The organism is Alteromonas sp. WD8-37, from assembly GCF_055326825.1.
Genome location: NZ_JBUZOV010000002.1, coordinates 77252 through 102738, shown reverse-complemented (window position 1 = coordinate 102738; position 25487 = coordinate 77252). Strand labels below are relative to the sequence as shown.

At 54.8% G+C, this 25487-nt stretch carries 20 protein-coding genes; 10 read left to right on the top strand and 10 right to left on the bottom strand.

What is annotated here, in order from left to right; genetic code table 11:
• Nucleotides 1-51: 51 nt before the first annotated feature.
• The 4 genes from ACTUJZ_RS05845 to nudF are packed head-to-tail and all read right to left on the bottom strand — an operon-like array spanning nt 52 to nt 2469.
• Entirely contained in the window at nt 52-648 is a 597-nt protein-coding gene (locus ACTUJZ_RS05845) for a YqiA/YcfP family alpha/beta fold hydrolase (RefSeq protein ID WP_463635351.1), read from the bottom strand.
• Nucleotides 645-1436, bottom strand: coding sequence for a metallophosphoesterase family protein (locus tag ACTUJZ_RS05840; RefSeq protein WP_463635350.1), 792 nt, complete (start codon nt 1434-1436; stop codon nt 645-647). The genes ACTUJZ_RS05845 and ACTUJZ_RS05840 overlap by 4 nt, the downstream gene beginning before the upstream one ends.
• A complete protein-coding gene (locus ACTUJZ_RS05835) occupies nt 1397-1792 on the bottom strand; it encodes a DUF1249 domain-containing protein (protein ID WP_463635931.1) in 396 nt (131 codons plus the stop codon). The genes ACTUJZ_RS05840 and ACTUJZ_RS05835 overlap by 40 nt, the downstream gene beginning before the upstream one ends.
• Before the next feature lie 50 nt (nt 1793-1842).
• A complete protein-coding gene (gene nudF / locus ACTUJZ_RS05830) occupies nt 1843-2469 on the bottom strand; it encodes an ADP-ribose diphosphatase (protein WP_463635349.1) in 627 nt (208 codons plus the stop codon).
• A 309-nt stretch (nt 2470-2778) separates the two neighbouring features.
• On the opposite strand from nudF, the gene tolC reads away from it, so the two are divergent.
• Both tolC and ACTUJZ_RS05820 read left to right on the top strand, forming a co-directional pair.
• Nucleotides 2779-4182, top strand: coding sequence for an outer membrane channel protein TolC (tolC, locus tag ACTUJZ_RS05825; protein WP_463635348.1), 1404 nt, complete (start codon nt 2779-2781; stop codon nt 4180-4182).
• Between the two features lie 171 nt (nt 4183-4353).
• Nucleotides 4354-5175, top strand: a complete 822-nt coding sequence (locus ACTUJZ_RS05820; protein ID WP_463635347.1) for an ion transporter — start codon at nt 4354-4356, stop codon at nt 5173-5175.
• Between the two features lie 7 nt (nt 5176-5182).
• Here the strand turns inward: ACTUJZ_RS05820 and prsT are convergent, their stop codons facing one another.
• On the bottom strand, nt 5183-7954 hold the full coding sequence (gene prsT / locus ACTUJZ_RS05815) for an XrtA/PEP-CTERM system TPR-repeat protein PrsT (protein ID WP_463635346.1): 2772 nt from the start codon (nt 7952-7954) through the stop codon (nt 5183-5185).
• Nucleotides 7955-8178: 224 nt separating this feature from the next.
• Between prsT and ACTUJZ_RS05810 the strand changes: the two genes are divergently transcribed.
• The 3 genes from ACTUJZ_RS05810 to ACTUJZ_RS05800 all read left to right on the top strand — a co-directional run bounded on the left by ACTUJZ_RS05810 (nt 8179) and on the right by ACTUJZ_RS05800 (nt 12415).
• Nucleotides 8179-9888 carry a DEAD/DEAH box helicase gene (locus tag ACTUJZ_RS05810; RefSeq protein WP_463635345.1) on the top strand — a complete coding sequence of 570 codons (1710 nt, stop codon included), beginning with the start codon at nt 8179-8181 and terminating at the stop codon, nt 9886-9888.
• Between the two features lie 117 nt (nt 9889-10005).
• Complete coding sequence (gene cysG, locus ACTUJZ_RS05805) at nt 10006-11391, top strand: siroheme synthase CysG (protein ID WP_463635344.1); 1386 nt, start codon at nt 10006-10008, stop codon at nt 11389-11391.
• 67 nt (nt 11392-11458) lie between these two features.
• Nucleotides 11459-12415, top strand: a complete 957-nt coding sequence (locus ACTUJZ_RS05800; protein WP_463635343.1) for a hypothetical protein — start codon at nt 11459-11461, stop codon at nt 12413-12415.
• Between the two features lie 31 nt (nt 12416-12446).
• Here the strand turns inward: ACTUJZ_RS05800 and ACTUJZ_RS05795 are convergent, their stop codons facing one another.
• Nucleotides 12447-13844, bottom strand: a complete 1398-nt coding sequence (locus tag ACTUJZ_RS05795) for a PhoH family protein (RefSeq protein ID WP_463635342.1) — start codon at nt 13842-13844, stop codon at nt 12447-12449.
• Nucleotides 13845-14146: 302 nt separating this feature from the next.
• Between ACTUJZ_RS05795 and rapA the strand changes: the two genes are divergently transcribed.
• The 5 genes from rapA to ACTUJZ_RS05770 all read left to right on the top strand — a co-directional run bounded on the left by rapA (nt 14147) and on the right by ACTUJZ_RS05770 (nt 20492).
• Nucleotides 14147-16975: an RNA polymerase-associated protein RapA gene (gene rapA, locus ACTUJZ_RS05790; protein ID WP_463635341.1), complete on the top strand. Its 2829-nt coding sequence runs from the start codon at nt 14147-14149 to the stop codon at nt 16973-16975.
• Complete coding sequence (rluA, locus tag ACTUJZ_RS05785) at nt 16975-17688, top strand: bifunctional tRNA pseudouridine(32) synthase/23S rRNA pseudouridine(746) synthase RluA (RefSeq protein ID WP_463635340.1); 714 nt, start codon at nt 16975-16977, stop codon at nt 17686-17688. Before rapA ends, rluA begins: the two co-directional genes overlap by 1 nt.
• Before the next feature lie 134 nt (nt 17689-17822).
• Nucleotides 17823-18617, top strand: coding sequence for a DUF3530 family protein (locus tag ACTUJZ_RS05780; RefSeq protein WP_463635339.1), 795 nt, complete (start codon nt 17823-17825; stop codon nt 18615-18617).
• 128 nt (nt 18618-18745) lie between these two features.
• Nucleotides 18746-19069, top strand: a complete 324-nt coding sequence (locus tag ACTUJZ_RS05775; protein ID WP_463635930.1) for a hypothetical protein — start codon at nt 18746-18748, stop codon at nt 19067-19069.
• A 64-nt stretch (nt 19070-19133) separates the two neighbouring features.
• On the top strand, nt 19134-20492 hold the full coding sequence (locus ACTUJZ_RS05770; protein WP_463635338.1) for an AmpG family muropeptide MFS transporter: 1359 nt from the start codon (nt 19134-19136) through the stop codon (nt 20490-20492).
• A 5-nt stretch (nt 20493-20497) separates the two neighbouring features.
• On the opposite strand, the gene ACTUJZ_RS05765 is transcribed toward ACTUJZ_RS05770, so the two are convergent.
• The 4 genes from ACTUJZ_RS05765 to ptsP form a co-directional block, all read right to left on the bottom strand.
• The gene (locus tag ACTUJZ_RS05765) at nt 20498-21331 is read right to left on the bottom strand and encodes a thymidylate synthase (RefSeq protein ID WP_463635337.1); all 834 of its coding nucleotides are present in this window, start codon (nt 21329-21331) and stop codon (nt 20498-20500) included.
• A gap of 11 nt (nt 21332-21342) precedes the next feature.
• On the bottom strand, nt 21343-22209 hold the full coding sequence (lgt, locus tag ACTUJZ_RS05760) for a prolipoprotein diacylglyceryl transferase (protein WP_463635336.1): 867 nt from the start codon (nt 22207-22209) through the stop codon (nt 21343-21345).
• 3 nt (nt 22210-22212) lie between these two features.
• Nucleotides 22213-23019: a sulfite exporter TauE/SafE family protein gene (locus ACTUJZ_RS05755; RefSeq protein ID WP_463635335.1), complete on the bottom strand. Its 807-nt coding sequence runs from the start codon at nt 23017-23019 to the stop codon at nt 22213-22215.
• A 170-nt stretch (nt 23020-23189) separates the two neighbouring features.
• Entirely contained in the window at nt 23190-25481 is a 2292-nt protein-coding gene (gene ptsP / locus ACTUJZ_RS05750) for a phosphoenolpyruvate--protein phosphotransferase (RefSeq protein ID WP_463635929.1), read from the bottom strand.
• Nucleotides 25482-25487: the final 6 nt, after the last annotated feature.

The following is a 25487-nucleotide window of genomic DNA, read 5'->3' as shown; positions in this document are numbered from 1 at the left end:
TATCAGGACTGTCAACGCCGGGCAATTTGCCCCGTGCGTGTTTGTCCAAGGTTAACTGGCCGGCTGGTCCGGCAGCAAAAATGCGGCAATCTCAGGCAGGTGGCGAGCATAATCCACAAAGCTGTGGTCGCCGCCATGTTCTATTACCAGGCTGGCGTGTTGATATTTAGCTTCGGCCTGCCGGTAATCCAGGGTTTCATCACCGGTTTGCAGCATCACCCGGTACGCTTGTGGCGCAGCCAGCAATGGGGTGTCCAACGCCTGCAGGCTGTGCATATCCTGCGGCTGTAACACAAATTGTTCCTCGGTATAGGGATTGGTGTGCTCGCCTAGATAATCCAGCAACAGTTCGTACGGGCGGACCGCCGGGTTTATCAGCACCGCACGGCCCCCGTGCTGCTCCACCAGATGGGTGGCCAGAAATCCGCCCATGGAGCTGCCAATGGCTTTAAGGCCATCGGCAAGCACCTCTGGGTGCGCAGCCAGATAGTCTGCCAGCTGGTCGGCTACCGCGCTGGGCTGGTTGGTCAGCTGCGGCACATGTAATGTCACCTGCGGATAATGTCGGGCAAACCAGTCCACCGTCAGGCGGGCTTTTTGAGATTGGGGTGAGCTTAAAAAACCGTGCAGATACAGCACATGCGTCATGCAATTCTCCTGATTGTGGTGGTGAGCTGGCCATCATCCGGCAGCTCAATAATGCGCAGGCCGGGTGCGGTGTCGGCCAGGCCAAACTCCGCGGTCATGGCCCACTGCCAGCAGGTGGAGGGTGCTCCCCACACTGGTCGTTGGCTCAGCGTTTGTTGGCCAGCATGATGCAGATGACCGTGCAACACCGCCCGAATAGCCGGGGTCGTGGTGAGCCAGTGTTCAAAATAGCCGGGGTTGGCCAGCTTGTGCCGATCCATCCAGCTGTGCGACAGCAGGGGCGGATGATGCATGGCCAGCAAATGATAGGCATCGGGCGCCTGGGCAATGGCCTGGGTAATCCGGCTTAACTGGGTAGATTGGATAAAGCCGCCGGCATGGCGCCCGCCGCTGGCGTGATCACAGGTATCCAGCCCGTGCAGCCGCCAGCGCCCGATGGACCAGGGCTGGCCAGCGCTAAGCTGAGCATGGCCCAGCGCCAGGGCAAAGCGGGCATTAACATCATGATTGCCCGGGATGACCCGCCACGGGATATCGCCCAGCCCGGCAGACAGTATAGCCTGGCAGTGGGCATAACTGGCGGCGCTGTTATCGCCACTGATATCCCCGGTCAGTACCACCGCATCCGGGGCCAAGCTGGCGGTAAGCGCCACACACTTTTGTAAGCTGGCGTACGGCTGGATGCCACCATAGCCGGCGCGAGAGGCTTCGGCCAGCAAATGGCAGTCGGATAGCTGGACCAGCCGCATCAGGCTTCGCTGGTAACCCGGGGCCGATGTTTGAGACAAAATGCCAGCCACTCAGCCAAAAACAGATTCACCATCTGTTTTTCGTTACGTTGGCGCATCTTGTTATTGGGGTAAGCATACGAGGGCGCGAACGCGCCGGTGTGCTGGCTGCTTATCACCTCGGCTAAGCGCACATCATGGTACAGGCGCACTGTCATGGCCGGTTTCAGATAGGCCGGCGAATGAGCATTGAGCTGCTCCATGGTCAGCGTGGTGGTATAGCGGGCGGTTTCGGTGATGGTGATGCGATAGCGCAGCGCCTGCTTGATGGTAAAGTCGTAACGCAGATCGGCGGTATCGCAATCGGGCAACACCTGTAAAAAGTGCCGATAGTTGAGCTCACACACCGCCTGCATACTGGGCAGGTGCGGCACATATTTTCGCTGGCTTGACGCAACATCTTTTTTCACGAGGACTGCCACCTGTCGAGTAGTTGTTGTTTGTTCATAAAAAACCATTGTAACGCAATGATCGCTGCGGCGTTGTCTATATGGCCATTTTGCAACCATTCAAGCGCCTCAGTCTCGGCCACCCGGTGTACCCGGATATCTTCCGATTCGGTGTCCAGCCCGTGGATGCCGTGGGCCTGGGTGGCATCTGTTTGGGCCATGTAAATATGTAATCGTTCCGTGGTGCCGCCGGGGCTACTTAAATACGAGGTGGCCGCGGTCAGGTGGCTCAAGCTGATGCCGGCTTCTTCTTTAGCTTCTCGATGCACTACATCCTGCGGTGTTTCGCCCTCTTCAATGATACCGGCCACCACTTCAATAAGCCAGGGATGGTCACTGGTAGGCACCGCGCCAATCCTAAATTGTTCAATCAACACAAATTCTTCGGTGGTAGGATCGTACGGTAAGACCGCCACCGCATGGCCCCGCTCAAAAATTTCTCGCTTGACCACCTCACTCCAGCCCCCGTTGTATAACCGGTGCACAAATTCATAGCGCTGCATTTTAAAAAAGCCATCATACAAAGGCTGGATATTTTGAATTTTGACATCATCTACGTTGAACTTAGGTATTTTCTTGCTCATTTACATTCACCTTTGCATGTAAAGAAGATACTATGACTCAAACAATAATAGGTGTAGGCGCAATAACCAACACACGGGCAGCGCACTTGGGTGGCAACCGGTAGACCAGGATCACTGTGCATCGCTTTTGCGCATGAATATTGCAAAAGCCTCGGCCACAAACAGGCTCGGCGGGACAGCTATCACATTCTGTTACAGTTAAATACGCTCTGTAACTTTATTGGACTACCGAATTGCATTTGACTTTCATACACTTGACAACCTTTAGCAGTCGTTAACGACGCAAATTAAAAACAGGAAGGCGGATTAATGAAACGAACACTTCTGTCGCTTGTCATCGGCATGAGCGCAACCACTTCTGCGCTGGCCGACGATCTATTGCAGGTTTACCAGCAAGCACTGACCAATGACCCGGTGGTAAACCGTGCCCAGGCCCAACGCAATGCCGCCTATGAAGGGATCCCTATCAGCCGGGCCAATCTGCTGCCGCAAATCTCCGGCGCAGTCAGCTACCAGCAAGGCAGCCGCGAAAACACCCAGTTTGCCGGCTCTGACCAGGACAACCTGCAACTGGTGGTTATTGATTCCGATAATGAAACCATGCAATACGGCATCAGCATGAACCTGTCACTGTATGATCATGCTAACTGGGTGGGCCTGAATCGGGCCGAAAAAGTGGCCGAGCAAAGCGATGCCCAACTGGCCTCCACCATGCAGCAGCTGATTGTACGTACTGTGAACAGCTATTTTGACGTGCTGCGCGCCAAAGACAATCTGGAATTTGTCCGCGCCGAAAAACGCGCCATCGAGCGCCAGTTGGAGCAAACCAAACAGCGCTTTGAAGTGGGTCTGACCGCCATCACCGATGTCCACGAAGCCCAGGCCAACTTTGACAGCACCGTGGCCCAGGAAATTCAGGCCGAAAACCAGGTGGAACTGGCGTTAGAAGCACTGCGAGTGATCACCGGCAAATACCATGACCGCTTGTACCCGCTGGACAAAGATTCGTTCTCAGCCACTATGCCCACGCCCAGCAAAGCCGACGAATGGTTAGAACTTGCCGAAGACAGCAACCTGGCATTGCTGGTAAACCGTCTGGCGCTGGACATTGCTAAAGAAGATATCAGTAGCGCCCGGGCCGGCCACCTGCCTACCTTAGGGTTATCAGCACAGGCCAACCGCACCAAAAATGATATCACCGGCGACCGCATTGATTTTGAAACGCCGTGGCTGAACGACTACAGTGTGGGCGTCAATCTGAATATCCCCATCTTCCAGGGACTGCGGGTATCCAGCCAGACCGACCAGGCCAAGTTTAACTTTATTGCGGCCAGCGAGCAGGTGGAACAAACCTACCGCCAGACTGTGCAGTCGGTGCGTAGCTCGTTTAATGATGTTAAAGCCGCGATTTCCAGTATCCGTGCGCTGGAGCAGGCCGTGGTTTCAGCGCAAAGTGCGTTAAAAGCCACCGAAGCCGGCTTTGATGTAGGGACCCGGACCATTGTGGATGTGTTAGACAGCACTCGTAACCTGTTCAACGCCCGCAGCAACTTAGCCAGTGCCCGCTATGACTTTATCCAGGCGGTGGTCAGCTTAAAAGAAGCTGCCGGCACCCTGACCGAGAAAGATGTCAAAATGATCAACCAGGGCTTGCAGGCTCCCCAGCCCGCCAATCAGTCTGGTAATCAGGCCGGCCAGCCGGCACAGGGCTAGGCCTGCCCCAGGTGCTACGCACCTAAAAAAGGCACGGTGCTTACCGTGCCTTTTTTCTTTGCCCGGCTGCCATCAGGCTCGTCCAGCCGCCGGTTTTAGTTTATTTTATCTGCCTAACGTATCCTCGCGGTAATGCGCCGCGGTCGTTCTCAACCTCACTGTATAACCACTATGTCAACGCAAGCTGCTGTATTACAATCCAAATTCGAGGCCATTCGGGCCAATAAACTGTTTGAAACCTTTGTGATCTCGGTGATCATCATCTCGGCCCTGCTGGTCGGGGCAAAAACCTACGAACTGCCGACCCCGCTGACCAGTCTGACACTGGTGCTGGACTGGTTTATCAGCCTGTTTTTCTTAACCGAAATCAGTATTCGCTTTATGGCCGAGCGGCGCAAACGAAACTTTTTTAAAAGCTTCTGGAACTGGTTTGATACTCTGATTGTGGTGGTCTCGCTGATCCCGGCGGATAATGCCGAATTAGCAGTGGTGGGCCGGCTGGTACGGGTGTTCCGGGTGCTACGCATGATCTCCATCATCCCGGAGCTGCGCATTTTGCTGGTATCCTTGGTTAAAGCTCTGCCCCAGTTAGGCTATGTAATGCTGCTGATGTTTATCATCTTCTACATCTATGCCGCCATTGGCAGTACCCTGTTTGAAGCTATCAACCCGGTGTTGTGGGGCGATATCACCATCTCTTTGTTGACCCTGTTCCGGGTCATGACCTTTGAAGACTGGACCGATGTCATGTACGAAACCATGGAAGTGTATCCCATGAGCTGGCTGTACTATTTATCGTTTATCTTTTTTACTGCGTTTGCCTTTTTGAACATGGTGATCGGCATCGTGGTCAACACCATGGAGCATGAAAATGCAAAGGCACGGGCGGCGGCCGCGGCCGATGCCGAAGACGCCGAACCCACCTTACAGGATGTGCTGGATGAACTGCACCGGCTGCGCCAGGAAGTCGGCGCAGACCGTGCCTCTCGCTGAGCGCCGGTTAGAGTAGCTGGCGCAGCTGGTTGGCGCGCTGCTGCGCCGACGCCTGAGCAAATTCGCGGGCGTTGAGGCGGCGTTGGGCCAACTGGTGCTGATTGGTATTGATCAGAATTTCCACATAATTGAGGTATACCTCGTCATCGCGGATGGTCTCTACATTGACCTGATCATATAACCCGGCTGCTTCGTTCACGCGGTCGCGGGCAATCAGAATTTGAGCCAGAGTGTCCACCGCGTTGGCGCTTTTTGGCCGCAGCTCGACTGCGCGCCGGGCCAGCGGCTCGGCATTATCCAGCTGGCCGTCTTCCAGATGCAGATAGGCTAAGTTGTTCAACACCACAAAATTATCCGGCAACTGCTCCATAATGGTGTGGTAGACCTCTTTGGCTTTGGCGCGGTCTTTTGTGATCAGCCGCTCGGCATACAACACCGCCGCATTCAGGTCATTCGGATGCTTGGCATAATGATCTGCTAAAAAGTCAAAGCCGGCTTGTTTCTGGCCACTGTTTTGATAGCTGGCAATCACCAGCATGGCATTTTTCGGGTTAGCATCTTCGCCATAGGCAGCTTTGGCATCCGCCAGCGCTTCCTTAGCCTTGCCTTCCAGCAATAATAAGCGGGCGTTGATCCCGCGCACAAATGGCACCGCCTGGACCTTCTCTGGCAAACTGGTCAGCACCTCGCGAGCCGGTTCTATCTGTTTTTCCAGCGCCAGAAAATAGGCTTTTAACACTTCAATCTGAGCATCTGGGCGTTTATCCAAAAAGCGCTCGATGGTTTGCAGTGCTGACTCGCGCTGATTGTTAGCATCATCCAGCATCAGCTTGCCTAATACCGCGGCTTTATCGGCCGGATACAAAGATGCCCATTTTTTATAATGCTGCTCGGCCTTGTTCATCGCGCCGGTGCGTATAAGCGCCTGGCCTTCCAACGGCCAGAATGCCATGGGCGCACTTTTGTCAGCTTTAAACGGTCCTAACGTATCCAGCGCCGTAGCAAAGTCTTGTTCAGCCATTTGCAAGCGGGCCAGGCCGATGCGCAATGACGCATTGTCCGGGTGATTTACCAGCGCCTTGCGAGCACGCTGCTCAATGGCTGTCACCGGTTTATCCTGCTGTTTGGTCGACGCATAAAGTAATGACAACGCCTGCGTATCGGCTTCATTATTGGCCAACAGGCGGGTTAAGAGCGGATCGGCATCGGCATAGTCACCTGCCACAATATAGGCTTTGGCCTGGGCCAGTTTGACCATGCGATTGTCACTGTCCAGCGCCTCAGCTTTATCCAGCAGGGCCAGTGCCTTGTCGGTGTTGCCTTCAGCCACTTCGGCTTCTGACAAATACAGATACGGGGCCACATCATCCGGCGCATTTTGCATCCACTGTCCCGCCACCTCGCGGGCTTTGTCGAGCTGCCCGGTGCGGATATAGGCCGAGATCAGGGTTTTCTGCGTAGCCACACTGTCCGGAGCCTGCGCCGCCGCACTTTCTAAGTTAACCATGCCTTCCACATCATTCATGGAAAGCTGCAGGATCCCCAGGCGGGCCAGATCTTCGGCCTCGGTACTCAGTTCGCTGCTACGCTCAATCATTTTTTGCGCTTCAACCGTGTTGCCTTCCTGCAGCAGCTGAAAGCCGGCTTTGGAAAACAACGCAGCGTCTTTGTCGCCCTGACCATCCATGCGGCTTAATACATCGGTGGCTTCTTCGTTATCGCCTAACTGCAGCAGGCTGTCGGCCAGCATACGCAGGCCGGCGTGGTTGTCTGGCAGATTAGAGGCAATCATCGACAGATGCTGGCTGGCCGCCGCAAAATCTTTAAGCTGATAGGCGGCAAACCCGGCAATCAGGCGGGCAGCCGGCCCTGTTTGCCCGGATTGAATGGCTTTTTCTAAATGTTTCAGGGCTTTGTCGTAATCACCGCGGGAGGTTTCCACCAGGCCCTGATATTGATTCAACAAACCATTGTTGGGATGTTTTTTCAGCAGCTTGGCCAGATACGGCGCCGCCTCTTCCATCTGCTGGTTTTCCACCAGCAAACTGATTAACGCAAATTGTTTGGTCACATCTTCGGGATAAGCAGCCACATAACGCTGATACACATCAATGGCCTTTTCCGCCTGCTTGGTCAGCGCATATAATTTGGCTTGTTGTAACAATACATCCTGATTGTCCGGCGCAATCTTGGCAGCTGCTTCGGTTTGCACCAGCGCCTGTTCAAAATCTTCATCCAAAATCGCACTAAATGCCAGCCCCAACGGTTTGTACACCGAATCGGTGTCCAGCTCACCAATGGCGTCAATCAGCTCACGCGCCTGCTGTTCTTTTTCTAGCTGAGCAAACGCCTGCAGTTTGTAATACGCCACCTGGGCCTGCTGATTGCTGTCCATGCCTTCCAGGCTGTAATCCATATTGACCAGCGCATTTTCGGCACCGGTTTGCTGGTAGGCCTGCGACAAAAATGGCACTACCTCTGACGGCGAATGGCCCAGCTCCAGCGCGCGATTGAGCTCTTTTTCAGCGGCTTCAAACTGGTTAGCAGCTAAATACAACCGACCCAGTTCAAAGCGCGGCTGAGCCGCTTGCGGATCGAGCCGAATGGCATTTTTATATTCAATAATGGCCGCTTCGGTGTCCTGCTGCTGGGCATAACTGCGGGCGGAGTCCAAGTGTTCGTCCATGGATTTGCCGCTACAGCCACCTAAGGCCAGCGACACTGACAGTGCCACACACAGGGGTGCGAACACCGATTTACTCACTGTAGATAATTTCATCCTATACACCTGTTAATTTTAACGATTGGAGCACGCTTTTGTTTTGAGTTTATCGCGTGCCGGCGAATATGCCAGCAAAGATTTTGTAGTGTGGCTGATAACTTAACAAACAGACTTGCATTTGCATGGTATCTGCTGTCAGGATGGCTTATAATGGTGGTTTTGCAACAACGCCAGTACCACGTCTTGTGCTACTGACTCTGCCTTACCCATCAGGATCGTGAATGACCACTACTGTCGATTTGACATTTAAAGACCTCAACTTACCCCAACCTCTTCTGCAAGCGCTAGAAAAAGTTGGCTATGAAAAACCTTCACCGATTCAGGCTGAAAGTATCCCATTGCTACTGGAAGGCCACGATTTGTTAGGGCAGGCACAGACAGGGACCGGAAAAACCGCAGCCTTTGCTTTACCCATGCTGGCCAATATTGATGCCGATGCTAAATATCCGCAATTGCTGGTGTTAGCTCCCACCCGCGAACTGGCCATTCAGGTTGCTGAAGCCTTTCAGGTTTACGCCAGCTTCTCTCAGAAGATCAAAGTGTTACCTGTATACGGCGGGCAATCCTACGACAACCAAATTCGCCAGTTAAAACGTGGTGTGCAGGTAGTTGTGGGCACCCCGGGCCGGGTGATTGACCATATCAACCGTAAAACGCTGAATCTGAGCCAGCTGAGATTCCTGGTCCTGGATGAAGCCGACGAAATGCTGCGCATGGGCTTTATCGATGATGTGGAAACCATTTTATCGAATGCCCCGACCGAACGTCAGACTGCGCTGTTTTCTGCCACCATGCCCGGACCGGTGAAAAAAATCACCCAGCGTTATCTGAACAATCCTAAGCATGTAAAGATTGCCTCGAAAGTCTCGACGGCTTCGACTATCCGTCAGCGTTATTGTCAGGTGGCCGGCCATCATAAACTCGAAGCGCTGACTCGGATCATGGAAGTGGAGCCGTTTGATGGCGCCATCATCTTTGTGCGCACCAAAACCGCCACGGTGGAACTGGCGGATAAACTGGCTGCCCGCGGTTATGATGTGGAAGCACTCAATGGTGACATTCCGCAAAATGCCCGTGAGCGTACGGTAGAAAAGCTGAAACAGGGTAAAATTGATATTCTGGTAGCCACCGACGTGGTAGCCCGCGGTCTGGATGTTGAGCGTGTCAGTCACGTTATCAACTATGATGTGCCTTACGACACAGAATCTTATGTGCACCGCATTGGCCGGACGGGCCGTGCCGGACGCAGCGGCGATGCGATTTTGTTTATCTCGCACCGTGAAAAGCGCATGTTGTTTGCAATCGAAAAGACCACCCGCCAGCCCATTGAGCCGATGGCCATCCCGTCGATTAATGAATTGAATGAAACCCGGTTGTCGAAGTTTAAACAGTCGGTGGTAGAAGCCTGCTCCAGCGACAGCATCGAATCCTTGATGCCCATTGTGGAGTCGCTGAAAACTGAGACCGAAGCTGATCCGGAAACCCTGATTGCCGCGCTGATCCAGCTGGCCCAAGGCAATGAGCCGTTGTTGCTCAAAGAATCCGACCGCCCGGACTTGCACAGCAAGCCGCCGCGTCGTGATAACGATACGCGCCGCGATGGTAAAGGCGAGCGTGGCGAGCGCAAAAAACCGCGTGGCCGCAGCAGCAAGCCAGAAGCTGGCATGCAGCGTTTTCGTATCGAGGTGGGTCATGTGCATGGGGCCAAGCCGGGCAATATCGTCGGCGCCATCGCCAACGAAGCCAACCTGAAGAGCAAGAATATCGGTGCGATTGAAATTTATGATAATTTCAGCACCGTAGATCTGCCAGATGGTATGCCAGAGCAAACCCGCGATGTCCTGCGCAAAGCACGGGTTGCCGGCCAGCGCCTGAATCTGCGTGAGTGGAGCGATCAGCCACCGAAAAAGCGCGGACCCAAACGCTCTTAAGGCAAAAATAAAAGGGCAATATAACCGTTAGCAATATGAGAGCGGTTTTTGTTGTTTCTCATCTTTTTATAAAAGCGTCAAAATGACGCTTTTATTGTTTGTGGTGGCCGCGAATCCATGCGTTATTTTCCTGTTTTTTTGGATGCACAAGATCTTGATGTTCTGATTGTGGGTGCCGGGGAAGTGGGCGCGCGCAAGCTGGAGCTGATCTTAAAAAGCCCGGCCCGGGTTACCGTGGTGGCGCCCTGGATGTGCAATACCGTGCTGGGATATGCCGACCACCCGCAGGTCATCCTCGTTCAGCGCAAGTTTGAACACGAGGACCTCAATAAGGCCGACATGGCCTTTGTGGCTACCGACGATGAGCAACTCAACGCCACCATTTATCAGTTGGCCAAAGAAGCCCAGGTGCTGGTCAATGTGGTGGACAACACCCCGCTGTGCCAGTTTATTACCCCCTCGATTATCGATCGCTCGCCGGTCACCATTGCCATGGCCAGCGGCGGCGTGGCCCCGGTATTGTTACGCTATTTGCGGCAAAAGCTGGAATCAGTGATCCCGGCCAATATCAGCCGACTGGGGCGCTTTAGCGAAAAATTCCGTAACATTGTTAAGCAGCGCCTCAACGGTGTTACCGCCCGGCGCTATTTTTGGGAAGATGTATTAGATGGCGATGTGGCCGAGCTGATTGAAAAAGGCCGCGATGACGAGGCCGAGCAACTGTTTGAACGCATGCTCAGCGCCGCTGAAAACGACACTGAGGTGCAAGGCCAGGTTTATTTAGTGGGCGCTGGCCCCGGCGATCCGGACTTGCTGACTTTTCGCGCGTTACGCCTGATGCAAAAAGCCGATGTGGTGATTTATGACCGGCTGGTGTCTAAGCCAATCTTAGAATTAGTGCGCCGGGATGCCGAAAAAATTTATGTCGGTAAAGCCAAAAGTCACCATTCGCTGCCCCAGCCGGATATCAATGCACTGATGGTCAGTGAGGCCAAAAAGGGTAATCGGGTGGTACGCCTTAAAGGCGGCGACCCGTTTATTTTTGGCCGCGGCGGCGAAGAAATTGAAACATTACTGGCCGAAGGCATCGACTTTCAGGTGGTCCCGGGGATCACCGCGGCCAGTGGCACCGCCAGCTATGCCGGTATTCCGCTGACCCACCGCGATCATGCCCAGTCGGTAGTGTTTGCCACCGGCCACTTAAAAGATGGCACCATTGATTTAAACTGGCCGGCTCTGGCGCATACCAACCAGACCCTGGTGTTTTATATGGGCCTGACCGGGCTGCCAATTATTTGCAGCAAGCTGATCGAACACGGCCTGCCGGCGGATACGCCTATCGCGCTGGTACAGCAGGCCACCTTGCCAGGCCAAAAAGTGGCGACCGGCACCCTGGCCGATATCACCAGCAATCCGGAGACTGCCACCCTGCGTCCGCCAACCCTGGTGATTGTGGGCACGGTGGTCTCGCTGCAGTCAAAAATGGACTGGTACACCCCCTAACCAGCGCTTTTGCCTTTGCCGACCAAAAGCCCTACTATGCCAGACAGGCATTCACTAAGGGGCTGGCATGTTGCGTCGGTGGTACTTCCAAGTTGTGTTGTGGGGCTGGCTGATAGCCGCAAGCAGCGCCTGTGTGGCCGCTCAGCTGGCGTTTTCTGCACAAAAAACGTCTGAACAGATCGCCTATGAATATCGCTGGCAGCCGAATGACGGCTCACCGCGTAGCCTGGCCTTTGCCTTATCAAAGCAAGCCTTAAGTAGCCTGCCTCACCAGCAACATAATTATTCGCCGGCACTGGCCCAGCGGTATGTGTATGTGCAGATGATGAAAGCTGCAAAGGCGATTGATCCCAAACAAGCCCGGGTAACCCTCAGCCAGCAGCAGGATGCCATAAAAATTGCGGTACGCTCACCCAGTCAGGCACGCAACCAGGCCATCAGTGACCAGTTGCGTGAGGTGCAACAAGCTGCATTTGATGAATACCTTCGCGACCATTATTACACCCGCTATACCACAGTATATAACCAGCAAGCGGTTAAACCTGACCACATCCGCTTTATCCGCGAATATCAGGAGCCGCTGATCCCGCTGTCGCAGGCCATTTATGACAATATTGCCAGCCAGTCTGATGCCCGTGAGTATTTTGATTTTTTGCTGAGCTGGGTACAAAGCATTCCCTACGATACCTTAGAAGATCGCTCGCAAACCAATGGCGCCGGCTTTTTACCGCCGGCCGGCCTGCTGGCCCACAATCAGGGTGATTGTGACAGCAAATCGGTATTGACCGCCGCCATTGCCCGGGGCTTTTTGCCCGACACGCCGATGATCCTCATCCTGTTGCCGCAGCATGCATTACTCGGTGTAGCGCTAACCCCACGTCAGGGCGATGACACCGTAGAGGTGGACGGTACTTCCTATATCTTGTATGAGCCCACCGGCCCGGCCCAGCTACCCTTTGGCCAGATTGCACCGGACAGCCGCGCAGCCATTGCCAACCGCCATTATACTGTGGAAAAAATCTAGCCGCAGCGCGCTGCGGCTATGACTTTTTTGGTTACAAATGCTCCTCGGCAAAGCGTGCCAGACGCGAGCGCACCACGCCTTCCAGATTGATCGTGGCACTGCCGGAAAAGTTTTTAAATTTTTCCACCAGATAGGTCAGCCCCGAAGTCACCGGCGACAAATAATTGCTGTCGATTTGAGCAAGGTTGCCGCTACAGATGAGCTTGGTGCCCTCGCCACAGCGGGTAATGATGGTTTTTAATTGTGACGCGGTGAGGTTTTGCGATTCATCCAAAATCACGATGGCATTTTGAATGCTGCGCCCCCGCATAAAGTTTACCGACTTAAACTGAATATTGGCTTTTTCCATGATGTAATTCATGGAGCTGTTTACATGCTCATCATGTTTATGCAGCACTTCCAGCGAGTCGGTAATCGCCGCCAGCCACGGCGCCATCTTTTCTTCCTCGGTGCCGGGCAAAAAGCCGATGGACTCGGCAATGTCCGGGGTGCTGCGGGTGACAATGATTTTGTCGTACATGTTTTTTTCGATCACCATTTCCAGCGCCGCCGCCAGCGCCAGCAGGGTTTTACCGCTGCCCGCCGGGCCGGTCAGGATCACCAGATCGATGTGGGCATCCAGCAGCGCATGCAGCGCCATGGCCTGGCCGATGCTTTTGGGACTGATGCCCCAGGCATGGCGGCCCATCAGGCGCTCATAGCCCAAATCCAGCAGCTCAATATGATCCTGGTTCACCGACTCAATCAAGCCGGCAAAATGCTTGGAGTCATCGAGTAAAAACTGGTTTACATACGCATCGGGGAGTATCGAACGCGGCAGGGTATGAATGGTGTCACGGCCCTCGGTGCGGCTGTCCACCGAGCGCACCTGCGACCAAAAATCGCCTTCAAATTCATGATAACCCCGGGACAAATGTTTAATATCACTGATCAGCTGGTCGGTACGATAATCTTCCACATGGGCCAGACCCGCGCCCTTGGCCTTAAGCCGCATGTTCAAATCTTTGGTCACCAGCACCACCTGTTGCGGCGCATAGGTATTTTGCAGATGCAGCGCCACATTGATGATGCGGTTGTCATTTTCGTTGCTGGTAAAGCTTTGCTGCGACTCGGTCATGCGCAGATCAGAAAAAATCGACAGCGAGCCGGTGGGGGCATCATTGCCGGCGCCAAAGCCTTCTAAGCTGACCCCGGCCAGCATATCTTCGGGTGTGGCATCGTGCAGTAAGTCTTCCATGGCCCGAATCGACACCCGGGCATCTCTGGCCACATCTTTTTTGCTGTCTTTGATGTAGTCGAGTTCTTCAAGCACAGTCATGGGGACCACGACATCGTGTTCTTTGAACGAGAGAAATGCGTGCGGTTCGTGTAGCAGGATATTGGTATCGAGGACGTATATTTTGGTGGCAGTAGATTTTTTTCTAAGCATCCTTCACTCCGGTTGGCAATACCTGGCGCGTCGGCAAAGCTGACGGGCAATTAACAACCACAAAGTTTTAGGGCCGAACACTACGACCCACCTTGTGCCGTATCGACGTACACTTTCACCATAATCCAGTTTGCCGGCTTTATCACGCAAATTGTGTAAATTATTTTTTGCTGGCAAGCAGTTAGCCCCCTAAATAGGGCTAAAAGCAGCGCCGGCGGCCAATCTTATGCAAAGTGAACTTTATTCAGCGGGGCCGGATAAGTACAATACTGCCCCCATTTTTAAACATGCAGCTAGGTATCATGAGTTCAGCAAGCGAATACGCTGTCGGCCAGCGCTGGCTAAGCAACACCGAATCAGAATTAGGGCTGGGTGCTATCATCAATCAGGATAGCCGCTCGGTAGAAGTGTTTTTTCCGGCCACCGGTGACAACCGTAAATACACCAAGCGCGACGCGCCGCTTACCCGCCTGGCCTTTGAACCGGGTGATACCATCACCAGTCAGGATGGTTGGCGCATGACCATCGAAGAGATGGAAGTGTCCCAGCAGGTAGTGATCTATCATGGCCCGCGTCAGGATACCGGCGAGATGGCACGCTTGCCCGAAACCCTGCTGGACCATCATATCCAGCTTAATCAGCCGCAACAGCGCTTGTTCAGCCTGCAGCATGATATTCCCAAATGGTTTGACCTGCGTCTTAATGCCCTGACCCACATGAGCGATTATCAGCGCTCGGCCACTATTGGCCTGGGCGGTGCGCGCATTGAGCTTATTCCCCATCAGCTGCACATTGCCTCGCAGGTTGGCGGCCGTCATGCCCCACGCGTACTGCTGGCCGATGAAGTCGGTCTGGGTAAAACCATTGAAGCAGCGCTGATCATTCATCAGCAAATCAAAACTGGCCGTGCTGAGCGGGTACTGATTGTGGTGCCCGACTCGCTGGTGCATCAGTGGCTGGTGGAAATGCTGCGCCGGGTCAATCTGGCCTTTTCCATCTTTGATGAAAGCCGCTGCGAACAAGCAGCTGACAGCGACGACAACCCGTTCGAACAAGAACAGCTGGTGCTGTGTTCGCTGGACTTTTTACGCGATCATCCCAAATATCATGCGCAGGCGCTGGCTGCTTCCTGGGATATGCTGGTAGTGGATGAAGCGCACCATCTGGCCTGGTCAGAAACCGCACCTTCTGCCGAATACCAGCGTATTGAAGCCCTGGCTCAGCACATCCCCGGCGTGCTGCTGTTAACCGCAACGCCCGACCAGCTGGGCCATGAAAGCCATTTTGCGCGCCTGCGTCTGCTTGACCCGGCGCGCTTTCACAGTTATGCCAGCTTTTTGGACGAAGAAGCGCATTATAGCGAACTGGCCGAGGCGGTAAGCCCGCTGTTAAGCGATGAGGCATTGAGTGATGACCAAAAAGCCCGCCTGGCCGAACTGGCTCCGCACAGCCACACCGACTGGGATAATCTGACCGATGCCAGTGCCCGTGAAGCCTTGCTGCATGAACTGATTGACCGCCACGGCACCGGCCGGCTGCTGTTTCGTAACCGCCGCGCCAGTATCAGCGGGTTTCCCAGCCGAGAGCTGCACACCTACCCGCTGGCGTTGCCAGAGGTCTATGAAGACATGCTGGAGGTCAGCGACAGCCTGGATGAGATGCTGTTTCCCGAGCGCCAGCCCGCCTTGGTGGACACCTGGACCGACTTAGATCCGCGCGTAGAATGGTTGCTGGACTTTTTACCTAAGGTCAAACCACATAAAGTACTGTTGATTTGTGCCAGCGCGGTCACCGCGCAGCAACTGGGTGAAGCCATCCGCCAGCGCACCGGCATCCGCCACTCGGTGTTTCATGAAGGCATGAGCATTGTGGAGCGCGATAAGGCCGCGCACTTTTTTGCCGACGAGGAAGATGGCGCACAGATTTTGCTGTGTAGCGAGATTGGCTCAGAAGGACGCAATTTTCAGTTTGCTCATCACCTGGTGCTGTTTGATTTGCCCATGACCCCGGATTTGCTGGAGCAACGTATCGGCCGGTTGGACCGGATTGGCCAGCGCGAAGATATCGCTATCCATGTGCCCTACCTGCAAGAGTCTGCTCAGGCTGTGCTGGTACGCTGGTATGACGATGGCCTCAATGCCTTTAGCAAAACCTGCCCCACTGGTACTGGCGTGTACGAGCAGGTTGCTGATCAGTTGCAGGAGTGCCTGCTGGTACCGCAGGACAGCGACAACTTAGACGATTTAGTCAGCACCACCCAAGAACTGAATGCCAGCCTGACTGCGCAGCTGGAACAGGGCCGCGACCGCCTGCTGGAGCTCAATGCTTCTGGTGAAGGCAAGGTCGACGAACTGGTGGATGAGCTGATTGCTCAGGATGCTAATCTGACTCTGGCGGATTTTGCCAACTGGCTGTTTGATGCCATCGGCATTAATCAGGATGACAAAGGCAATGACTGTATTGTGCTAACGCCGGGCGAGTCCATGGTTAACAGTCTGCCGGGGCTGGACCCGGACGGCATGACCGTGACCTTCCGCCGCCGGGTGGCCACCACCTTGGAGCATGTGCATTACTTAAGCTGGGATCATCCGCTTATTCATAACGCGGTGGATTTGATCCTCACCGACACCATCGGCAAAGCCAGCCTGGGCTTTATCGGCGATCGCAGTCTGCCCAAAGGCGCGTACTGGTTAGAAGCGTTATTCACCTTGTCGGTCAATGCGCCCAAGCAGTTGCAGGCCGGGCGCTTTTTGCCGCCGACCCCCATCAAGCTGTGTATTGATGCGCAGGGCGAGCCGTCGGATATCACCTTTGATAAAACCCGCCGGGCCAACAAAAAAATTGCCCAGCAGCTTATCAGCGCGTTAAAAACACCGGTCAAAAAGCAAATCGACACCGCTCGCGAGCTGGCCGACAACCAAGGCCAGAGCCTGTTGCAGGGCGCGCGTCAGCAAATGCAGCACACCCTGAATCAGGAAGCCGATCGCTTGCGTGAGTTGCAGCAAACCAATCCGGCCATTCGCGACAGTGAGATTGCGTTTATCGAGCAACAACGCGAAGCGCTGGATGCGGCATTTGATGATGCCCAGGTACAACTGGATGCGCTACGCATCGTGGTGAACAATCCATAATGGCCAATCCGTCGTTTGTGTACAATCCGCCGCAGTCGCCATATCTGAATATTTTGTATCAGGATGATGCGATTGTGGTGGCTAACAAGCCCAGCGGGCTGCTCAGTGTGCCGGGCAAAGCCGCCGCGCATAAAGATGCGCTGATCACCCGGGTGCAGCGGGTGTTTCCCACCGCCTCGGTGGTGCACCGGCTGGATATGGCCACCTCCGGCATTATGATCATGGCCTTAAGCAAAGCCGCCAACCGCTATCTGTCGCACCAGTTTGCCAGCCGCCAAACCCAAAAGCGCTATTTTGCGTGGGTTCACGGCTGTATGCGCCAGCCCGCCGGCATGGTGGATTTGCCGCTGATTTGTGACTGGCCCAACCGGCCTAAACAAATGGTCTGCCAGCAAACCGGCAAGCCGTCGCTGACCTATTACACGGTAGTAGAGCGCCAGGCTGACAGCACCCTGGTGGCGCTAAAGCCGGTGACCGGCCGCTCTCACCAGCTGCGTGTGCATATGCTGGCGCTGGGTCATCCTATTTTGGGCGATCGTCTGTACGCGCATCCAGAAGCCCTTGCCATGGCACCGCGCCTGCAGTTGCATGCCCAGACTTTGATCATCCGTCACCCAGATACCCAACAGTGGAGCCATTTTACCACCCCCATCCCGTTTAGTACGCACACACCCGCGCCCCTAGCGCTGCCGGAGTATGTGGACGCCGGCTAATACCGGCGCGCTCTGCTGTTCATCAACACAGCTTCCACAATCCGGCCTCAATAATCCGGCCATTTTGCCGATAACCTGAGCACAGACAGCAGCACAGGTAACCCAGGGTGAAGTACATAATCGGTATATGGCTTATGGTCGTCTGGCTCAGCTCTGCGCTGGCCAGCCCGCTTAGCCAAACGCTCAAGGAACGTTATCTGGCCCATCAACGCCTCACCTACACTGTTGGCGAGACTGAGTACACAGCGCTGCGCTTTGCCTCGGCGGTGCCGCTTAGCCGTGGGGTGGCGATGATTTTTGTGGAGCCGGCACGCCAGGGGCTGACCCTGCAAACTGGCCAGGCGCTGGCTGCGCAGTTACAGCAATGGGGCTGGCATACTTTGGTGGTGCCACTTGCTTCTGCTGAGGCGCTACCGGGTCACCAGCCAGCTGCTGAAAAAGATGCTCAGCCTGCTGCCAGCGACGGCCAATCAGAACCGGCCGACTGGGCGCAGGTAGTGGCTAAAACGACCGCCGCCGTATTTGATGCCATCGCCGATGAACCGGGCTATCGGCTGGTAATTACCCAGGGCATGGTCGCAGCGCAAGTGCTTGAGCTCAGTGCTGCTCAGCAACTGCCCACGCCCGACTCCCTGGTGGTAGTAGCGCCCTTTTGGCCTGAATTGGAGCGCAATCAACAAGTCACCCGCTGGATTGCTGAGACTCAGGCACCCGTGCTGGATATCGCCGGCGGCCTGACCAACCGCTGGGCGGCCCACACCAGTCAGGCCCGGCGGGTGGCGGCCAGCACCGGCTTAAAACTGCATTATCGTCAGCGCGATTTGCCGGTGCAGCTGAGCAGCCTGCGCAGCACGCCGGGTCAGGCTTCGCCGTTTGCCAGCCGGCTGGGTCGGGAGATCCACGGCTGGACCCGCCACCTGGGCTGGTAACTTATAAGAACATAACTATTTTTCGCTGGATTTGCCGGCGTAGTTCAGGTTAACTTTAACGTAATGTGACAAAACTGGATTACCCACTATACTTGAGTAAGTTAAATCAACGCACCGGCGAAGGCCTAGTGAACGTTACTTTCTTTATCGATGAAAAAGCGAAACAGCTTTGTTATTACCTGCGCGGTTATTGGGGAAGTCTGATCGGATATAGTGAACTGGAATTGTTCTTCTGGGATGTTTTAGAAGAGTGGAGCCAGGTTGATTATCATCTCGAACAGCCCTATACCCATAAAGAGCGGGTATTCTGGCATTTGCTTCATCAGATCCATTATTGGGACGCGCATAAGCTGATGTACGACAATGAGCTTATCGATGAATTGCAGGCGTGCGCCGGTTTTCTTGAAGGCCATGGCCGTTGTCCGATAGACTGTGTGGGAATTCGTCCTTAATAAAGGCACGCTCCCACAGCTGAGGTATTGGCTCGGGAGTGTCTGCCACTAACCCGGCCTATCCATGTCCTACTCACAGTATCTGCGCGTTTATCGCGATCGTCGTCTGTTAAGCATTTTTTTATTTGGCATTTCCAGCGGGTTTCCGTTTGTGATGATCGGCTCGGTGATCTCGGCCTGGCTGGCTGACGAAGGCCTAAGCCGCACCGGTATTGGTCTGTTCGGCATCATCTTCAGTGTCTATTCCATCAATTTTTTATGGTCGCCGCTGCTTGACCGGTTACGGCCGCTGGCGTTAGGCCAGCGGCGCGGCTGGATCTTTACTATGCAGCTGGCCATCATGGCTTGCTGTGTGGCCATCTCGCAATTGGATATCCAGCAAAATCTGGCCAGCCTGGCCACCCTCGCTCTGCTTATTGCCATCTGTTCTGCCACCCAGGATATTGCGGTGGATGCCTATCGCATCGATGTGATTGCCGATCATGAAAAAGACAAGCTGTCGGCTGGCTCGTCGTTAGCCACCGCCGGCTGGTGGACCGGCTATGGCGGTTTGGGCGCGGTGCCGTTTATCTTTGCCGATCTGCCCGGCTGGCAGTGGGCTGATATCTATTTGTTGCTCGCTGGCCTGATGGCCGGTATCAGCCTGTTCACCCTGCTGGCCAAAGAGCCGCAGGTGGACCGCGACAGTGTGCAGCAGCAGGCCTATCTGCGCTACCAGCAGGCGGCCGGCGGCAGCCGCGGCTTGCCGGCCATGTGGGCCTGGCTACGGGTGACGTTAGAAGAACCGTTCAGCGAATTTTTCAGGCGCAACGGGGTGCGCCTGGCGCTATCGATATTGATGTTTATCTTTTTGTTCAAGCTGGGTGAGGCCTTTTTGGGCCGCATGAGCATTGTGTTTTACAAAGAGGTGGGCTTTTCCAATACCGACATTGGTTTTTATTCCAAGCTGCTTAACTGGTGGGTGACCATTGTCTTTGCCATCATCGGCGGTATGATGAATATCCGCTATGGCATTTATCGCGGCCTGATGATTGCCGGAATTGCCATGGCCAGCAGTAATCTGATGTTTGCCTGGCTGGCTGCCACCGGCCCGGACAAAACCCTGTTTGCCGCAGCCATTGTCATCGACGGCTTTACTTCGGCCTGGAGTACCGTGGCCATGGTGGCTTTTATCAGCTTAATGTGTAATCGCGCATTTTCGGCTTCCCAGTACGCGCTGATGGCTTCGTTGAGTGTGGCGGGCAAAAACACTCTGGCAGGCGCCAGTGGCTGGCTGGTGGATGCGTTAAACGGCAACTGGAGTGTATTCTTTGTGCTCACCGCCCTGATGGTCATCCCCGGCTTGCTGTTTTTACGCAGCCTGCGCGGCGAGATAGCCCGGGCTGAGCAAACCGGTACACCCGCCCCGGCCGGGGCGGGATAGGTTAGCTAGATGGCGACCGGGGCTTTGATATGCGGATGGGCCTGGTAGTCTTTAAGGGTAAAGTCCTCAAAGCAAAAGCCAAAGATATCTTTGACCTGGGGATTAATGTGCATGGTGGGCCGCGCATACGGCTCACGGGCCAGTTGGGTGTCAGCCTGCTCCAGATGATTCGAATACAAATGGGCATCGCCCAGGGTGTGAATAAACTCACCCGGCTGTAAGTCACACACCTGCGCCACCATCATGGTTAACAACGCGTAGCTGGCGATATTAAACGGCACCCCCAAAAAGACATCCCCGCTGCGCTGATACAGCTGGCAGGACAGCTTGCCGTCTAACACATAAAACTGAAACAGGGTGTGACACGGCGGCAACGCCTGTCGGCCAGCCGCGGCATTTTCTTTAGGAGACAGGCTGCTGTCGGGCAACACCGCCGGGTTCCACGCGCTGACAATTAGGCGGCGTGAATCCGGGTTGGTTTTAATCTGCTCAATCACCTGGGCAATCTGGTCAATGGTGCTGCCATCGGGTGCCGGCCAGCTGCGCCACTGCGCGCCGTACACCGGCCCCAGTTCACCCTCGTCGGTGGCCCACTCATCCCAGATCGACACACCATTTTCTTTTAAGTAGGCAATGTTGGTCTGCCCTTTTAAAAACCACAGCAGCTCGTGAATGATGGAGCGTAGATGACACTTTTTGGTAGTGACCAAGGGAAAGCCATCTTGCAGGTCAAAGCGCATCTGGTAGCCAAATACACTGAAGGTACCGGTTCCGGTGCGATCATGCTTTTCAATGCCATTGTCGCGCACGTGGCGCATCAGCTGTAAATATTCTTTCATACCCCTACCTGCTATTTTGACCGGGATTTGTTTTTTTGACCGGGCTGTTTGGCTGCCGACGATTTATCCGCAGGCCGGACGGCCGGCGAGATAGCCCCGCGGCGATACGCCTGAACCATCAAAATCAGGCCCAGCGCAATCATCGGCACACACAATAACTGCCCCTGGCTTAAGCCCACATCGTACAGGCCGATGTGCGCGTCCGGCTGGCGAAAATATTCCACGATAAAGCGAAACGTCCCATAGCCTAACAAGAACAGCCCGCTGACCGCGCCCACCGGGCGAGGCCGTGCCGAATACAGCCATAAGATCACAAATAACACCACGCCTTCTAAAGCAAATTCATACAGTTGCGAGGGGTGGCGCGGCTCATTGCCGGCATTAGGAAAGATGATCGCCCAGGGCACATCGGTGGGCCGGCCCCATAATTCGGCATTTAAAAAGTTACCAATACGCCCGGCCCCTAAGCCGATGGGCACCAGCGGGGCAACAAAATCGCCCAGTTCCAAAAAGCGGGCCTGCATGCGTTTGGCCTGCCAGGCCAGCGCCGCCAGCACCCCCAGCAAGCCACCATGAAATGACATGCCGCCGGTCCAAATCTTAAACAGATAGAGCGGATCGGCCAAAAACACCTCGAACTGATAAAACAGCACATAGCCCACACGGCCGCCGAGGATTACCCCGACAAACGCCCAGAATAACAAATCGGCCAGTTGCTCTTTGGTCCAGCGGGTTTGTTCCAGGCGCTTGTGTGCCAATAGGTAGGCCGCCACAAAGCCAATCAGATACATCAGCCCGTACCAGCGCACATGCACCGGGCCTAAGCTAAAAATGATGGGATCGATGTTCGGAAACACCAAAAAACTATTTTCCGTCATGGGTTATTCAATTCCTGCAATCATGCGAATACTGACCAGTACCAGCAACACCGCCAGTACCTTTTTTAAAAGTTGAGTGTCCATGCGCTGGCCCAGCCGGGCCCCCATACCAGCGGTAAACACCGAGGTGGCCACAATGCCTAAGGTTGCTGGCCAAAAGATAAAGCCCAGCGCTTGCTCTGGCAAAGCGGGATTACCCAGCCCGGCCAACACAAAGCTCACACTGCCAAACACCGCAATCACCAGCCCGCTGACCGCAGCGCAGCCAATCGCCTGGCGAATATTAACCTGAAACCAGACCAGCGCTGGTACCAGCAGCGCGCCGCCGCCAATGCCCATCAATGCGCTGATAAAGCCGGTGCCAGCGCCGATGCCGCCTAAGATGACCGGTCCGGCGTGATGGCGCGATGTTTCGCGTTTGCCAAAAACCATTTGCGCGGCAATCAGCATCACCAGCACCGCAAAAATATTTTTCAGCAAATGGCCGGAAATGCTGCTGGCAAACTGAGCCCCGGCCACTGCACCCACAGCAATACCGATGCCGGCATAGCCCACCACACGCAGATTAATATTGCCCAGCCGGTAATGGGCCAGCGCCGAAGAGGTGCCGGTAAAAATGATGGTGGATAACGAGGTGGCCACCGCTATCGGCATCACCAGGCCGGTATCCAGCTTTAAATAATGTACCAACAGAAAGGACAAGGCCGGCACAATAATCAGGCCGCCGCCAATTCCCAGCATGCCGGCTAAAAAGCCCACCAGCAAGCCCAGCCCCAGGCACCAGGTTACAATTGTATACAGCGGTTCCATATGTTTTCCAACGATGTGCCAGTGAGATCGTGCCGGGCGCAGCCCATATATTTATGCAAGTCAGTGCGCGCGCCGGTCAAAATGCGCGCTCAGCCTACCACAGATTGGCCGGCCGGGGGGGCTGATTCAGATAAAATATTCTGTCGGAACGACAGGCAAACTGACTGCGCTCAGGAACCGGCGCGGATCAGGCCGCCCAAGCCTTTTTGCTCCAGATAGTGATTGATGAGCGCATACACTTCCTGGTGGGTGCTAGCGGTCAGGGCGCAGGAGAGAAGATGACGGGCTTCCACCAGGTTCACATTGCGTATGACCCAGTTGATTTTGCGCAGGTTGTGGGCATTCATGCTTAAGCGCCGATAGCCCATGCCCATCAGTAAAATCGCGCCGCCCGGCTCACCGGCAATTTCACCACACACGGTGACCGGAATCTGGTTGCCATCAGACTGGCGCACAATGTCGTACAAGGCGCTCAGCACCGCCGGGTGATAACTGTTATACAGGCTGGCCACCCGGGTATTGTTGCGATCCACCGCCAGTAAATACTGGGTCAGATCATTGCTGCCCACCGAGAAAAAATCCACATGGCGGGCAAGTTGCGGCAGTTGATAAAGCACTGAGGGGACTTCCAGCATCACCCCAATTTTAGGCCGTACCAGGCCGCCCTGGTCTTTGACCTCATCCTGCACTTCAAAAAAGGCCTGATCTATCAACCGGGTGGCTTCTTTAACTTCATTGACCGAGGAAATCATCGGCAGCATGATTTGCAGATTATCCAGCCCCAGGCTGGCTTTAAGCATGGCCCGTATCTGGACCAAAAAGATTTCCGGATGATCCAGAGTCAGGCGCACGCCGCGCCAACCCAAAAACGGGTTTTCTTCATTGATAGGAAAATACGGCAGCGGTTTATCGCCGCCCACATCCAGGGTACGCATGGTCACCTGCTGCTCGGGCACACAGCTAAGCACCTCGCGATACAGCTTGATTTGTTCTTTTTCTGACGGAAAACTTTCGCGCAGCATAAACGGGATTTCGGTGCGATATAAGCCAATGCCATTACCCTGGCTGCGGGCCATGGTTTCAATCTCTACCGACAAGCCGGCATTGATCAACAGCGCCATACGGCAGCCATCCAGGCTTTCACAGGGCTGGCTGGCCTCAGCATCAATGCGCTCTGATAACAGATTTTCTTCTTCCACGAGCTGCACAAAGCCTGAACGGATATGCCGCTCCGGGGCGATGATGACTTCGCCGGAATAACCATCGAGCAAGATTTCTTTGCCTTCCAACAAGCTGGGCGACACATTCTGACAGCCCATTACCGCCGGTACTCCCATGGCCCGGGCCAGAATGGCTGCATGGGAATTATTGGAGCCGCGAATAGAAATGATGCCTTTTAAAAATTCACGCGGAAATTCAGCCAGCATGGTGGCGGAGACTTCTTCGGCCACCAGGATACTGTCGCGTTCGGCGATGGGCGCCCGTGCATCATGGCCTTTGGTTTCCAGCAGGATATTGGTCAGGATCCGATTCGACAAATCAATGATGTCGATGGCCCGCTCCTGCATGTAGGGATCATCCATGTTGGCAAAGCGTGCAGCATAATCTTCCACCACCATTTTTAGCGACGAGCCAGCGCACCAGTGCTGCTGAATTTTGGCTTCCACCTCGCGGCCTAAGCTGTTGGCATCCAACAGATGATGATAGAGCTGAAAAATGGCTTTTACATCATCCGGGATGCCATCTTCTAAACTGTTGGACAGCTCATCCACCTGCCGGCGGGTGATTTCCACTGCCTTGCGATAAATTTGTACCTGACGCGCCAGGTCATCGGCGCGCTTTACCACCAGGCGGCGTAAATCCACTGTGGAGTCGGTGGAAAACCCATGGCCGATGGCCAGCCCCGGTGAGCCGGCGATCCCCATAACATTTTTTTGCTGCGGGCCGCGGCTGACAACACTGCTGTTATTGGTCAGCGCGCCACGAATTTCGGCATTGGTGATCTCCAGCGCCAGCTGCGCTGCCAGGGTCACCAAAAAGGCTTCTTCATCTTCGTTGAAATAGCGCAGCTGGGTGTGCTGCATGGTGATAACCCCCAGCACTTTGCGCTGGTGGATCACCGGGGTCCCCAAGAAGGCTTTGTAATTGTCTTCGCGCACTTCGGGGTAATGTTTGAAGCGCGGGTGTTCCGGGGCATTTTCAATGTTCAGTGGTTCTTCGCGCTGCCCCACCAGGCCGATCAAGCCTTCGGCAAAGCCAATGCGAACCTGGTCCACCGCATCCGGGTCGAGGCCGTCGGTGGCTTTTAACACAAAATCCTGGGCGTCATAATCGGCCAGGTAAATGGAGCAGGAGTCGACCTGCATGACTTTTTTGACCCGGCTGGCCACGCGCAACAACGCCTGATCGAGTTCCGGGATCTGACTGACCTCCTGAACGATCCGCTTAAGCGTTGTGAGCATACTGCC